We start from the raw sequence: 14,489 nt of genomic DNA on the forward strand, positions 1-14,489 counted from the left end.
TTTAATATATAATTAGATTTAAAGAGTATGATAATTTAGGAGATGATTTAATGACTAAAATAAATGAAATTTTTAAAGAACATGGGATTAGATTAACTCAACAGAGGAAAGAAATTTTTAAAATTCTTTTAAATATCTCTCAGCCAGTTTCAGCAAATTATATTCATAATTTACTTAAAAATAAATTGGAAAAATCTCGTTTATCAACTGTCTATAGAAATTTAAATACATTTAAAGATTTAGGCATTATCAAAGAAGTTAGTTCAGTAAATAATAATAAAAAATTATATGAGCTATCAATAGGAAGTAATCATCATCACCATTTAATCTGTACAAAATGTGGAGAGATGGAGCCACTGGACTGTCCCTTAGAAGGATATGAAGATGAATTAAAGAAAAAAACTGATTATAAAATTATTGACCATAGTATTAATATCTATGGTATATGCCCGGATTGTATTAACAAAACTCAAAAAAAATAAAAAAAATCAAAAAAACACTTGCATTATTTAATAATACTATGTATAATATAAATGAATTAATAAAAAAAATTAAATATTAAACTGTGAAAAATTAATAAAATTAATTACTAATAAGAAAGGAGGGCCAAAAATGATTAAGGGCTATTTAAGTCAGATGAATTTCGTATTTAATCTAATAAGTAAAGTAGATGTAGACCAAGGGATAACTATGTCTAATTTGTCAAATAGATTTTTAGATAGAGTAAGAGAAACTTTAAAATCAAATAGCCTTTCATTTAATATGGCCTATCCTTATCGAGATAATATTTTAGGAATCTACTATATTTCCTAATAAAGCTGGATAACTGGATAATTAATAATAACTGCGGTCATATTAAGCCGTGGTTTTTTTATATCTAATTATGTTTTAACTTAAACCGCGGATACCCGCGGCTTTTTTATTTTAAAAAAAGAAAAGAGGAACTTACAATGAAATCAATCAAATTAGCTTTAAATTATATGCAAACTAAAAAATCTAAATATTTAATGGCATTTTTCTCAATTGGTATGGCTGCAATTTTAATGCTTATTAATCCTTTAATAATAAAAATTACTATTGATTCTATAATTGGTGATGCTCCATTAAACTTACCTGCACCGATTTTAAATATTTTTGGAGATTATCTATCCAATGATAATTTAATTAATCAATTGTGGTTACCGGCAGTTTTAATCTTACTAGTAACAGTTTTAAGAGGAGTATTTTTATATCTTAAAGGAAAATGGGCAGCAGAAGGAGCAGAAGAATTTGCCAGGAATCTTAGAAATGAATTATTTGAACATTTGCAGTATCTAGATTTTAATTATCATCTTAGAAAAGATACTGGGGATTTAATTCAAAGAAGCACTTCAGACTTAGATACAATTAGAAGATTTCTTTCTATTCAATTAGTGGAAGTTGGAAGAGCATTTTTTATGCTATCTACAGTTTTAATCATTATGCTATCTTTAGATCTATATATGACGATTATTTCCATGATGGTGGTTCCAATAATTTTCATTTTTGCTTATATATTTTTTAAAAAAGTAAAAGTAGCTTTTAAAGCTTCAGATGAAGCAGAAGCAAGATTATCAACGGTAATTCAAGAAAACCTTACAGGTGTAAGAGTGGTTAAAGCTTTTGCCAAGCAACCATATGAAAAAGTAAAATTTGATCAAAAAAATAAAGAGCATAAAGATCTAACATTTCATTTAATTAAATTGCTTGCTTATTATTGGTCGTTTTCAGATCTTATTTGTTTTGTACAAATTGGGATTGTCTTGATTGCCGGATCATTTAGAGCAGCTTCAGGTCAACTAACACTTGGTTCAATGGTTGTTTTTACAACATATATTGGTATGTTACTCTGGCCAGTGAGGCAGACAGGAAGAATCTTAACTGATATGGGTAAGGCAGAAATTGCTTTTGATAGGATAAATGAAATATTAGCTGAACCTCGAGAAAATTATAGAGGTTATGGATATGATAGAGAACTGACAGGAAATATTGAAGTAAATAACCTCTCTTTTGCCTATGAAAATGAACTAGTTTTAGATGATATTTCTTTTGAAATAAAATCAGGTGAAAAGTTAGGGATTTTAGGAACAACTGGTTCAGGAAAAAGCACACTGGCTTATATTTTAACCAGGTTATTAGATTATAAAGAAGGTTCGATTAAAATAGATGGAATAGAACTCAAGGAATATGATAGAGGATTAATCAGAGAACAAATCGGTCTGATATTACAAGAACCATTTTTATTTGCTAAAACAATTAAAGAAAATATTGTGATCGGGGCAAAAGATAATGAAAAACTTATTAAACCATCAGTTGAAGTAGCTCAATTTGATAAAGTGATTGAAAATTTCAAAGATGAATATGAAACTGAAGTTGGCGAAAAAGGGGTTTCATTATCAGGAGGCCAGAAACAGAGATTAGCAATTGCAAGAACATTAATTAAAAACAGTCCAATAATAATATTTGATGATTCATTAAGTGCAGTTGATACAAAAACAGATTTTTTAATTAGAAAGTCTTTAAGTGAAAGGTATGGTGATAAAACTATGATTATTATCTCTCATAGAATTGATACATTAGCAGATACAGATCAAGTAATAGTAATGGATAAAGGGAAAATTGTACAAAAGGGTCGACATGAAAATTTAATATCTGAATCAGGCCTTTATAATAGAACCTGGAAAATTCAGAGTCAAACAGAAATTGATTAATAAGTATTGGAGTGGTGATGTTGAATAATAAAGAAAAATCATTTAATAAAAATATAGATATAAAACTCTGGAAAGAAATAATGTTATATAGCCTTCCTTATAAGAAGCTAATAATTGCATTATCTGTTGTTATGCTTCTAGTTGCCGGGGTTGATGCTATATTGCCTTTATTAACTAGATATGCGATAGATAATTATATTGTGGCAGAAGATTTAAATGGATTATATGGCTTTAGCATTATCTATTTAGTTATTATAATAATCCAGGGGATAAATATATTTGCATTTATTTATTTTGCAGGAAAACTTGAAACTGAGATGGCGGCTTCAATCAGAGAAAAGGCTTTTACCAGCTTACAGGAATTATCATTATCATTTTATAATCAGAGACCTGTTGGCTGGTTAATAGCCAGACTAACTTCTGATGTCCACAAACTTTCAAGCATAATATCCTGGGGGATAGTTGATTTTGTATGGGGATTTGCAATGATGTTTACAATTGTAATTATTATGTTAAGGCTTAACTATAGACTTGCATTGATTACATTAGTTGTTTTGCCAGTATTATTAATAATAAGTTTTTATTTTCAGAAAAAAATTCTCCATGAGTTTAGACTAGTTAGAAAGATAAATTCAAAAATTACAGGTGCATTTAATGAGGGAATTTCAGGGGCTAAAACAAGTAAAACTTTAGTAATAGAAGACAGAAATTGTGATGAATTTACTGGTTTAACAAATAAAATGGCTAAGTCTTCAATTAAAGCAGCAATATATTCTTCATTATTTCTGCCAGCTGTTCTTGTTTTAAGCAGTGTAGGAACAGGACTTGCACTCTGGCAGGGAGGTAATGCAGTCATTCAGGGGGCTATTACGTACGGTACACTGGTAGCTTTTATAAGTTATACAGTCCAGTTCTTTGAACCTGTGAGGGAAATGGCAAGAGTGTTTGCAGAGCTTCAATCAGCACAGGCTGCTGCAGAAAGAATAATTTCTTTAATAAATACAGAATCAGAAATAGTTGACAGCAAATTAGTTATAGAAAAATATGGAACAATTCTAAAACCTAAAAAAGAGAATTGGCCAGAGATTAAAGGCAATATTGAATTTAGAAATGTAGAATTTAAATATACTGATAATGAAGAAGTATTAAATAACTTTAACTTGAATGTTTCTGCCGGTCAAAAAATTGCACTAGTAGGCGAGACAGGCTCAGGTAAAAGTACTATTGTGAATCTATTATGTAGATTTTATGAACCAGTTGATGGAGAAATTTATATCGATGGAAAAGAATATAGGAATTTCTCTCAAAGCTTGTTACATTCAAATATAGGCTATGTCTTGCAGGATCCACATTTGTTTAGTGGGACTATAAAAGAAAATATTAGATACGGTTTTGAAAATGCTACCGACGCAGAGATCAAGAATGCAGCTGATTTAGTCCAGGCAACTAGGTTTATTAATAAATTGCCAGATGGTTTTGACACTGAAGTTGGTGAAGGAGGAGATTTATTATCGACTGGTGAAAAACAATTAATTTCATTTGCTAGAGCTATTATATCTAATCCTGCAATATTTATTTTAGATGAGGCTACTTCTTCAATAGATACTGAGATGGAATTAATTATTCAAAAGACTATAAATAAAGTATTAAAAAACAGAACTAGCTTTATTATTGCCCATAGACTTTCAACAATAAAAAATGCAGATAAAATTATAGTCTTAAAAGACGGAAAAATTATTGAATCAGGTAATCACTATCAATTAATTGATAGAAAGGGGTATTATTATGATCTCTATCAAAATCAATTTTACAATAGAAGAGAATCAAGAAAAACAAGAATTACTTCATAAGAATGAAATTAATTGCAGGAATTCTATAGAAAATAAAGAATATAATAATTGAACCTAAATTAGAAAGGGTGATTATTAATGTTAGATTTAAATAGTAAGTTACCTGAATTTTCCCTGCCAGCTCAGGACGGTAAAACTTATACAGATAAAAATTTTAAAGGATCTAAATTAGTTCTATACTTTTATCCTAAAGCAAATACACCTGGCTGAACAAATGAAGCTGTCTCATTTAGAGATAGCCAGAAAGCTCTGGAAGAGCTTAATGTAGAAATAGTTGGTGTTAGTAAAGATAGTATTAAATCTCAGAAAAAATTTGCTGACAAAAATAATTTAACCTTTCCATTGTTGTCTGATACAGAAGGAGACTTATGCAATAAGTTTGGGGTTTTGAATTTAGTTGGTATAATAAAAAGATCTACATTTATATTTGATGAGGAAGGTATATTAATTAAAAAATATGAGAAAGTTAAAAACCCAGGTGAGCACGGCGGGGAAGTTTTAGAATTCTTAAAGAATCAATAAAATTAAGGGGTGATATAGCCCCTTTTTTACTTATAAATTATTTCACTAATTCATTGACATTAATATAACAAGTATGATAAACTAATAATTGTAAAGTAGACTACAGAATATTTTTTTAACATATGGTGATAATGATTTTCATTTATAACATTATTAAGGAGGACATATGGATTTAATAAGACCAACAGTTCAAAAATTAGAAAAAATTTGTAAAGGGAATAGTTTTTTATTTAAGCTTTATGCTCTACCATACAAGAAAACAGTATATAGAGAAGTTGAGCTTGGAGAAATATCTAAATCAGATAGAGTGTTAAATATTGGTTGTGGAGCTTTACCTTTTACTTCATTTCATTTGTATAAATTAACTGGTGCCTCTATAATTGCAGTGGATCTTGATGAAAAAGCAGTATCTGAAGCCAGAAATTTATTAACGAAATTAAAAATTTCTGAAGAAAAGATTTTGCCTGTTAATTTATCTGCATTAGAAGCAGTTGATAAATTTGATTTTAATAAAGTAGTTGCTGCACTTCAGACTGAAGGCAAAGAGGAATTACTCGAAGCTATCAAAGAGAAAGCCGTTAAAAAAGGAATAAACATAGATTTTATTGTAAGAGAACCCAGGTCAGGGTTTGTAAATCAATATGATAACATTTCTTATGAGAAATTAAATAATTGTGTAGTTAAAAAAGCAAGGCAAAATTTTCCTACATTTGATAGGTCAATATCAATTGAATTTGGAGAAATCTAATATGAAGATAAAAAAGTTACTTATTATTTTGATATTTATGTTTTTAGCTATATCAATTAGGACAGGCTGGTCTGAAGTGAGTAAAGCATTGTCTGAGTTAACTGCTTCAACTATATTTATTTTAATAACATTTCAAATGATCACTACAGTCCTGATATCACTCCAGTGGCAATCATTATTTAAATCTAGTGAGCTTGATAAACCTGATTTTCCAACTATTTTAGAGGTTAATTTTGCTGCAACCTTTATAGAGAGTATTACACCCTCTTCAAAATTAGGTGGTGAATCAGCAAAAGTATATCTTTTTCATAATCTCACTGAAAATAAAGCTTCTGAAATTGTAGCTGCCGTAACAATCCAAAAAGCAGCAACTTTTATACCTTTTTTGCTAATTTCATTACCATTGTTAACTTATTTGCCTTATAGTTATTCTGAACTTTTCAACTTTAACTATGGTGTAAGTAGAATCTTCTTGATAATACTCTTAATTATTTTCATTTATATATTCCTTAAATTTTCAAAGAAAAATAATTTTATTAAAAATAAAATTATTGGTTTAAAGAAATCATTAAATGATGTATTAAGAACAATTAAAGATATATTAACAATCCCTAGATTTCTGTATTTATCTCTCTTTGCTCTTGTTTTCTGGTTATTATATCCGGTTAAGACTTATATTCTCTCAAACCATTTAAGTTTTGATATTGGATTCTTACCGATTGTAGCAGCAACTTTTTTAGCATATTTAGTTGGAACATTACCATTGACACCTGGGGGCTTAGGAAGCTTTGAAGCCACTTTTGCTCTGGTTTTAAGTCAACAGGGCATTAGCTTTGCAGAAGGATTAACAATAGCATTATTATTAAGATTAATTACATTCTGGTTTCCTTTATTATTATCTGCTCTGGTTTCTATTAAATTAACAAATAAATTAGATTTGTCATTTATGAATAGGCAACAGGAGGTTTAAAATGCTTGAAAATTTAAGAAAAAGTAAAATTAGAAGAAGCAATAATATCTGTTCCATACTTCAAAAAATTGAAGCAAATTTTAATATTTTCAGATTACCTGGAAGACTTTATGATAAACTTTTTTATCATAAATTAATGAAAGCAGAATTAGCATTAACAAAACTTGATACTGAAGGTAAAATTCTACATATAGGAACCGGTCCAAGGCCAATGACGGCTATCTTTTTAGCAGAAAAGGGTTTTTATGTAGATGGGCTGGAAATAGATGGTGAAGCAAGGAGAAAATCTCAAAAGCTAATAAAAAAAGAAGGCTTATCATCAAGGATTAAAATCTTCTCTGGAAATGGAGAAAAAGTTGACTATTCAAAGTATGATGCTATTTGGCTTTCTCTACATGTTGAGCCTAAAAGACATATTTTAAATAAAATACTTAATGAAGCTAATAAAGGAACTAAAGTAATTTATAGAAACCCGGCAGGTTGGTTAGCAAAGATTTATCAACCAGTTTGCCCATTAGAATTAACTGGTGGTCAGTGTAAAACTACTGGTATAATAAAATCAAAAAAATCTTGTCTTATAGAAGTATAAAACAAATCTTAAGCTTGGAGGGTTTTTAATGAAAGAATATTATAGAGAAATAAATTTAATAGAACTGAAAAAACAAACTAAAGCAATAATTTCAGAAGTACCTGAACATCCATTACTGCCTCCACTAGGAATCAGGAAAGGCAAAGAGGTTATTTTAAAGTCCAGACAGGCATGGCGTGGTCCGTTGATAATTGAAATAGAAGATAGACAGGTAGCTATAGATCCGGAGATTGCTGCAAAAATTAAAATTAAAGAAGAGGTAGCAATTGATGCAGCAGTCTAATAACAAGAAAGTATTATTAATTGGACCTCCAAATGTTGGTAAAAGCGTAATATTTAATAAATTAACTGGCCTAAATGTAGCAATGGCTAATTATTCAGGTACCACTGTTGATTATAAAAAAGGTCAGGTTAATTATAATAATATAAATTACGACTTAATCGATGTACCAGGAACCTATACTCTGGATGCTACTAATGAAGCTGAACAGGTAGCTGTTGATATGTTGTCTGAAGGTGCAGATTTGGTGATTACAGTTTTAGATGGTAACAATCTAGAGAGCAGTCTTTATCTTCTTCTTCAGGTATTAGAAAGAAACCTACCTACAATTGCTGTTTTAAATAGAGTCGATCTGCTTGAGGATAAAGGCTATGAAGTAGCCCATGAAAAATTATCCCATGAAATAGGTATTGATATTATAAAAACAGTAGCTGTTTCTGGAGAAGGTATTGATCCTTTAAAAGAAAAAATAAAAGAGAAGCTTCTTAATGATCAAACAAAAAAAGACATAAATAGAGATATGAAAGCAGATTGGTTTGAAGCAGAAAGATTAAATCTGGAATATTTAAATAAAAAGAACTCTACATATGATCGAGATAAAGATACTTTAGGCGACAAACTTTCCAGACCCTGGCCAGGAATACCTCTGGCAATAATTATATTAGGCCTTATTTTTGGAATAGTCGTAGGTATTGGTATGGGAATGCGCCAGTATCTTTTATTACCATTTTTTAGAGGTATAATATTCCCTTTTATATATAGTGCTGTAGAAGCTATAATTCCTCCTGGAGTCATAAGAAATATCTTAATAGGAGAGTATGGTTTTTTTATAAAAGGGTTAGAATGGCCTTTTGCTCTGGTTTTTCCCTATGTAGTTTCATTTTACACAGCCTTAAGTATTTTAGAAGACAGTGGTTATCTTCCCAGATTGGGTGTATTGCTTGATGGTCTTTTTAAAAAAGTAGGTCTAACAGGAGGCAACATAATACCTTTATTATTGGGCTATGGTTGTGCAATACCAGGAATTGCAGCAACAAGAGCGCTACCTACAAAAAAAGAGAGAGTTACAGTCTCTACTTTAATTTGTCTGGCTGTGCCCTGTATTTCTCAAACTGGTGCATTAATTTCTTTATTAGCAGAACAATCAATAACAGTAATGATCCTGGTGTTCGCAGTTTCTTTTTTAGCATTAATAGTAGCAGCAATTATAATGGATAAAACAATAGAAGGCAAAAATGAATTGACAATTGTTGAGATACCACCATTATTATGGCCAGGACCAGGAGTTATTGCTAAAAAGATCTGGTTAAGAGTTAAAATGTATATTAGTAATGGAGCTTTAGTTATGATTTATGCAATTGCAGGGGCATCTATTTTATTTGAATTAGGTATACTTGAATACCTGGGTCAAATTTTTCAGCCAATAGTACAGAACTGGTTACAACTACCTGCAGAAGCATCAGCTCCATTATTGCTAGGGATAGTAAGAAGAGAACTTGCAGTTCTTCCCTTACTGGAGATGGGTTTAAATTCTGTCCAGTTATTTGTAGGTGCAGTAGTGGCTCTTTTTTATGTTCCCTGTATTGCTGTCCTGGCTATGCTTGCCAGGGAGTTCAATTTAAAGCTAGCAACTAAAGTATTAGTTTTAACAGTTGGAATATCATTTTTATTAGGAGGAATTTTTGCTAGAATAGGTAATTTAATTTTGATGTTTTGAATCTAACTTTTCAGAGACAAGCCGGGCACCAGTTATTACCATAGGTATACTTGAACCAGGATTAACTGAGCCACCAACAAAAAATAGGTTCTCATATTTTTCACTGTTTTTATTAATGCTGGTGCCCTGATTTTTATCCCGATCCCCAACAACTCCATAAATAGCTCCCCTATTAGCAAAATATTTACTTGCAAAATCTGAAGGCATAAAAGTCTTCTCAAATAAAATTCTCTCCTTTAGATCATCCATTCCCATCCATTCTAGTTTATCAATAATTTTATTTTTGAATTCAATATAATCTTCAGATTTAAGCTTATTATTTCTTTGAATATAAGGAACCTGAACAGTTATTTTTAAAGTTGTGAACTCCTTTGAATAATTTTTATTATTAAAACTATTGGTTTTAAGTAGGTGGATAGAAGGATCATCTGGTAACTTATAATCTTCAAAAATAGTTTTATAGAATTCCTTGCTTTCTTTAGTAAAAAATATATTATGCATTTTTAATTTTTTATAGTCTCCTTTTATTACAAGGAAAATTATTATGGCTGATGCAGAAGGCTCATATTTAGAGAAATTACTCATAAACTCATCATCTTCATCAGTGATCTGTTGATAAAAAGGAATCACTTCCATATTTGAGACTATAAAATCCCCCTCATACTTTTCCCCTTTAGCTGTTGAAACAGATTTTATATTATTATTTTTAACTTCTAAGTCTTTTACTCTCTGATTAAATATAAATTTAACCTCTAGCTTTTTAGCAAGCTGAAATAAAGCAATAATAATATTATAAAATCCCCCTTCAGGATACCAGAGGCCATATTCATACTGAAGGAAAGAATAGATGCTAAAAGCAGCAGGAGCTCTATATGGAGATGAACCTGCATAATTAGAAAAGAATTTCAATAATTCCTGCAAATAATAATTACTAAAAAATCTAGTAATAGTATCATCTAAAGTTGAAAACATATCAAGACCTCTAAAAGTTTTAAAAATACCAAAATAACTTAAAACTTCCTGTGGTTTATCTAAGCCTTTCTCGAAGAAAGCTTCTTCTATTAAATCATAGATATCTTCACTATATTTAAAATACCTATTAAGATTATTTTTGTTCATTTGACTTAAATAAATATTATTATTTTTAGTATTTACAGGATCATTATAAAAATTTAACTTTTTACCATCAGTAAAAAAACCCTTTAATTCAGGGTCAATTTTTTTTAAATTTACATAATCACTGAAATCTTCACCTGCAAAATCAAATAAGTCTTTTAAAACTGAAGGGTTAAGCAAGCAACTGGGACCAGGTTCAACTATAAAATCCTCATATTTAAGTTTATCTATTTTGCCTCCAGGTTTATTATTTTTCTCAATCACAGTTACTTTATAACCTTTACAGCTTAAATCTATAGCAGCTACAAGGCCTCCCAATCCAGCACCAATTATAATAACCTCTTTTTTACTCAAACTTCATCCTCCTAAGTCAAATACTAATATTATTTAATATATAAATGGAATCATTCTATATTTATCTTTCTTCCACTTTTGATATTTATCGCCAAGTATATTGAGAAGTTTATCTTCTTCTTCTTTGATCCTATGCCGTAATGACCATGACATTAAGATGATTGTAATAATAAATGCAATAAAATTTCCTAAATAAACAGGAATAGCAGTGGTTAAAAGCAAAAGACCAAGATAGAGAGGGTGTCTTATAAATCTATAGGGCCCTTTACTTACAAGTTCCTGATCTTCATCTACTTCAACTGCTCTGGTAAAATAATCCCCGAGTAAAAATGATGACCAATATCTGAGTATAATTCCAAATAAATAAATAGCCAGCCCAAAAATTCTGGCACCTTCAATTAAATTAACTGGAATTGTTCCAACATTGGCTATAGTTAATATTATTGTTGATAAGATTGAAATTAAAATTGAAGCTAAGATAAATCTAAAACTTTTGCTCTTTTTCCTCTCTTCACCACCAGGAGATGGAAAGATCCTGAATTCAGCCCACCAGAGTATAGTAATAATTACAAAGGTAATAGTCTGCCAGTCTAACTGTAAATATTCAGCCATTTAATTATCTCCTCCTTTTAAAAACTTGATCATGAAACCTATTAATCCAGGAATTTTGCTAACCTTAAAACCTGCCCCAAAATTCACCTCAAGAAACTCCTTTAATCCCTGATAGGTCTCATTATTATAAGGAAACCAGTTAATCTCTGTATCTTTGTTGCTTTTATTAATCATAATTGACTTTTGATTAGTAAATGACCTTAAACCCTCTGGACCATGATATCTACCAATTCCACTATTTTTAGTACCTCCAAAGGGCAAATCTGGATTACCAACATTTTTAATTAAATCATTAATCATACAATTGCCAGTTTCTAAAGAACTGGCAACTCTTTTAGCTTTATCAATATCCTTAGTCCAGATACTGGAGTTTAATCCATAATCAGAGTCATTAGCCAGTTCAATCGCCTCATCTGTATCTTTAAATTTAATAATAGGAATTACTGGTCCAAAAGTTTCCTCCCTGGCAATTTCCATTTCATGACTTACTTTATTCATGATAACCGGTCCAGGCTGATTATTTTTTCTGCCATCAAATAAAATTTCAGCTCCAGAATCCAGTGCTTTTTTGATCTGTTTTTCAACTTTACCTGCCTGATCAGGGTGGGTAAAAGGACCAATATCTCCAGATGTAGGGTCCTTTGTAAATCTTATCTTACTGGCTTCCTCTTTAACTAATTTAATAAAATCATCTGCAACATTTTCCTGAACATAAAGCCGCTCAATACTAACGCATAGCTGACCGGTATTTGCAAATCCTCCATAAGCAGCAGCCTTGCTGGCCCTTATTAAATTAGCATCATCAAAAACAATCATTGGATCTTTACCACCTAGCTCCAGTTCAACTGGTATTAAGTTCTGACTGGCAGCTTCCATTATTTTTTTGCCAGTTCCTACACTTCCAGTAAAAAATATTTTATCAGGACTGGCTGCTATAATTTTAGCACCAGTATCACCATAACCATGCATTACCTGTATTAACCCATCAGGTATTCTTTCAACTGAATTAATAATATCTCCAACATACTGGCCAACAGCTGGAGTCATTTCAGAAGGTTTCAAAATCACTCCATTTCCTGCTGCTATAGCTGTAATAGTTGGATTGATAGCAAGCTGAAAAGGGTAATTCCAGGGAGAGATTACAGCTACTACTCCCAGTGGTTGATATTCTACATAGGCTCTATTTCCAGGGGCAGTCATAGGTGTTGACCTCTTTTCAGGTGCTAAAAACTTATTGATTCTTTTTTCGTAATATTTTATTAGCTCCAGACTGGGGTAAATATCAGCCATTAGAGCTTCTAAATTAGTTTTGCCAGAATCTTTAGTAATCAAATCTACAAGATTATCTATATCAGCAGTTATTGATTGTCTCAAAACTTTTAAAGCTTCACTTCTTTCTTGTAAAGAAGCTTTAGCCCATTGTTTTTGAGCTTCTCTGGCTTTCAGGAAAGCTGATTGTATTTCAGTTTCATCAGAAATTTTATATTCATCGATCACTTGATTATCCAGTGGGCTTTTATTTATAATAAAATTGTCAGTAGTCATTATTTCACCCCTTTATTATATAATATAATTCTTGGTTTCAACTCTTTTTCCTGCAAATCAGCTTAATATATTCAAATGATAGCTATATTTTCACAAATATTTTACTCTTTTAAAGCAGGATATTGCTGTTAAATGTTGAATAATATAGATAGTGTTTGTAAAAAGAACCATATGAGGTGATTTATTATAAGAATCGATAGTAATTTACGAAAATCAATTGATATAAATGATGACTTCAAAGAAAATAACGTAATCATAAATGAAGGCGATAGCTTTAGGATTATTCCAAAAAAGTTAGACCTTAAAAAACTATATATTGAATTAACTACAAAATGCAATTTTGATTGCATTACCTGTATCAGAAACTCCTGGTCAGATTCAATTGATATAATGTCCAGCGATACTATTGATAAAATATTTGAACAGATAGTTGAACTCCCAGAACTGGAAACAATTCATTTTGGTGGTTTTGGAGAACCATTAACCCATCCAGAATTTTTAGAATTAGCAAAAAAAGTTAAAGCAAAAGGTTATAGAGGAGAGGTTATAACCAATGGTCAATTGCTGGATCAAAAAACTGCAAAAAAACTGATAGATATAGATTTTGATAAAATTATTTTCTCTATTGACGCACCAAAAAAAGAAACCCTGGAATCAATTAGAAAGAATGCTGACATTGATATGATCTTAAATAATATAAAAAATCTTTCAGATCTTAGAACATCAAAAAGCAATCTGGATATCTGGCTTGAATTTGTAGCAATGAAAAGTAATATTGATCAATTAGACGATTTACTAAAAATGGCCAATAAATTAAACTTAGATGGTGTATTAATAACCAACCTTATTCCCTATACAGAGGATATGGTTGGAGAAGAACTTTATGATACAGATGAAGAGGAGATCAAATCCAGGATAGGAGGGTATGTTTCGCTTCATACATCCTACCCTGAGATGAAGCTGAGAACTGACAGAAAATGTAACTTTATCGAAAATAGATCAGCTTCAATCAACTGGAAGGGAGAGGTTGTTCCCTGTTACCCCTTACTCCATAATTATCAGGTCTACATTTATGGCCGTTGCCGGGATAATAAATCTTATAATTATGGTAATGTAAATCATAAGCATCTAAAAGATATCTGGCAGCAGGAAGATTATATTAGATTCCGCTCCAGGGTCAAGCAGGGAGATTTCCCATCATGTACTGATTGTAAATATGTTGATGGCTGTTCAATGGTTGAAGATAACTCACTTGATTGCTGGGGTAATCAACCAACCTGTGCTGACTGTCTCTGGTACAGGCAATTAATAGTATGTCCTTAACACAATATAGGTAACTCCTCCGAGCAGTAGTTCCTAAAGATAAAAATCCAGGGAGCTGCTGCCGATGGGTCAGCAGGAGAAATCCACTGGCCTCCCACTCTTGGAAAGGAGCAAATATATAAAGGAGGGAATAA

14 protein-coding genes and 1 riboswitch are annotated in these 14,489 nt (G+C 30.8%); of the genes, 11 read left to right on the forward strand and 3 right to left on the reverse strand.

Annotated features, from left to right (window positions below; translation table 11 throughout):
• The first annotated feature begins 50 nt into the window (after positions 1-50).
• The 10 genes from I0Q91_RS02425 to I0Q91_RS02470 all read left to right on the forward strand — a co-directional run bounded on the left by I0Q91_RS02425 (position 51) and on the right by I0Q91_RS02470 (position 9,405).
• Entirely contained in the window at positions 51-482 is a 432-nt protein-coding gene (locus I0Q91_RS02425; protein ID WP_270452632.1) for a Fur family transcriptional regulator, read from the forward strand.
• A gap of 130 nt (positions 483-612) precedes the next feature.
• Positions 613-813 carry a hypothetical protein gene (locus I0Q91_RS02430; protein ID WP_270452634.1) on the forward strand — a complete coding sequence of 67 codons (201 nt, stop codon included), beginning with the start codon at positions 613-615 and terminating at the stop codon, positions 811-813.
• Between the two features lie 137 nt (positions 814-950).
• Positions 951-2,729, forward strand: coding sequence for an ABC transporter ATP-binding protein (locus I0Q91_RS02435; RefSeq protein WP_270452635.1), 1,779 nt, complete (start codon positions 951-953; stop codon positions 2,727-2,729).
• A gap of 17 nt (positions 2,730-2,746) precedes the next feature.
• Positions 2,747-4,579, forward strand: coding sequence for an ABC transporter ATP-binding protein (locus I0Q91_RS02440; RefSeq protein WP_270452637.1), 1,833 nt, complete (start codon positions 2,747-2,749; stop codon positions 4,577-4,579).
• A 78-nt stretch (positions 4,580-4,657) separates the two neighbouring features.
• Positions 4,658-5,101, forward strand: coding sequence for a peroxiredoxin (locus tag I0Q91_RS02445; RefSeq protein ID WP_270452639.1), 444 nt, complete (start codon positions 4,658-4,660; stop codon positions 5,099-5,101).
• A gap of 166 nt (positions 5,102-5,267) precedes the next feature.
• Positions 5,268-5,849 carry a class I SAM-dependent methyltransferase gene (locus I0Q91_RS02450; RefSeq protein WP_270452642.1) on the forward strand — a complete coding sequence of 194 codons (582 nt, stop codon included), beginning with the start codon at positions 5,268-5,270 and terminating at the stop codon, positions 5,847-5,849.
• A 1-nt stretch (position 5,850) separates the two neighbouring features.
• Complete coding sequence (locus I0Q91_RS02455) at positions 5,851-6,819, forward strand: lysylphosphatidylglycerol synthase transmembrane domain-containing protein (RefSeq protein WP_270452644.1); 969 nt, start codon at positions 5,851-5,853, stop codon at positions 6,817-6,819.
• Between the two features lies 1 nt (position 6,820).
• Positions 6,821-7,408, forward strand: coding sequence for a nicotianamine synthase family protein (locus I0Q91_RS02460; RefSeq protein ID WP_270452647.1), 588 nt, complete (start codon positions 6,821-6,823; stop codon positions 7,406-7,408).
• 28 nt (positions 7,409-7,436) lie between these two features.
• Entirely contained in the window at positions 7,437-7,691 is a 255-nt protein-coding gene (locus I0Q91_RS02465) for a FeoA family protein (RefSeq protein WP_270452649.1), read from the forward strand.
• Positions 7,678-9,405 (forward strand): ferrous iron transporter B, encoded by a 1,728-nt coding sequence (locus I0Q91_RS02470; protein WP_270452650.1) that lies wholly within the window; start codon positions 7,678-7,680, stop codon positions 9,403-9,405. The genes I0Q91_RS02465 and I0Q91_RS02470 overlap by 14 nt, the downstream gene beginning before the upstream one ends.
• Here I0Q91_RS02470 and I0Q91_RS02475 read toward each other — a convergent pair.
• Genes I0Q91_RS02475 through I0Q91_RS02485 form a run of 3 tightly spaced genes read right to left on the reverse strand, consistent with a single transcriptional unit; the run spans position 9,388 to position 13,032 of the window.
• Positions 9,388-10,875 (reverse strand): phytoene desaturase family protein, encoded by a 1,488-nt coding sequence (locus I0Q91_RS02475; protein WP_270452652.1) that lies wholly within the window; start codon positions 10,873-10,875, stop codon positions 9,388-9,390. The two genes, I0Q91_RS02470 and I0Q91_RS02475, sit on opposite strands and share 18 nt — an antisense overlap.
• 33 nt (positions 10,876-10,908) lie before the next feature.
• On the reverse strand, positions 10,909-11,487 hold the full coding sequence (locus I0Q91_RS02480; RefSeq protein ID WP_270452653.1) for a methyltransferase family protein: 579 nt from the start codon (positions 11,485-11,487) through the stop codon (positions 10,909-10,911).
• On the reverse strand, positions 11,488-13,032 hold the full coding sequence (locus I0Q91_RS02485) for an aldehyde dehydrogenase family protein (protein WP_270452654.1): 1,545 nt from the start codon (positions 13,030-13,032) through the stop codon (positions 11,488-11,490). It abuts the gene before it with no gap.
• 282 nt (positions 13,033-13,314) lie between these two features.
• Between I0Q91_RS02485 and I0Q91_RS02490 the strand changes: the two genes are divergently transcribed.
• Positions 13,315-14,355, forward strand: coding sequence for a tungsten cofactor oxidoreductase radical SAM maturase (locus I0Q91_RS02490; protein ID WP_270452821.1), 1,041 nt, complete (start codon positions 13,315-13,317; stop codon positions 14,353-14,355).
• Between the two features lie 5 nt (positions 14,356-14,360).
• Positions 14,361-14,482: riboswitch (molybdenum cofactor riboswitch) on the forward strand.
• The last annotated feature ends 7 nt before the right edge of the window (positions 14,483-14,489 follow it).

The organism is Halonatronomonas betaini, from assembly GCF_015666175.1.
Lineage (GTDB): Bacteria > Bacillota > Halanaerobiia > Halanaerobiales > Halarsenatibacteraceae > Halonatronomonas > Halonatronomonas betaini.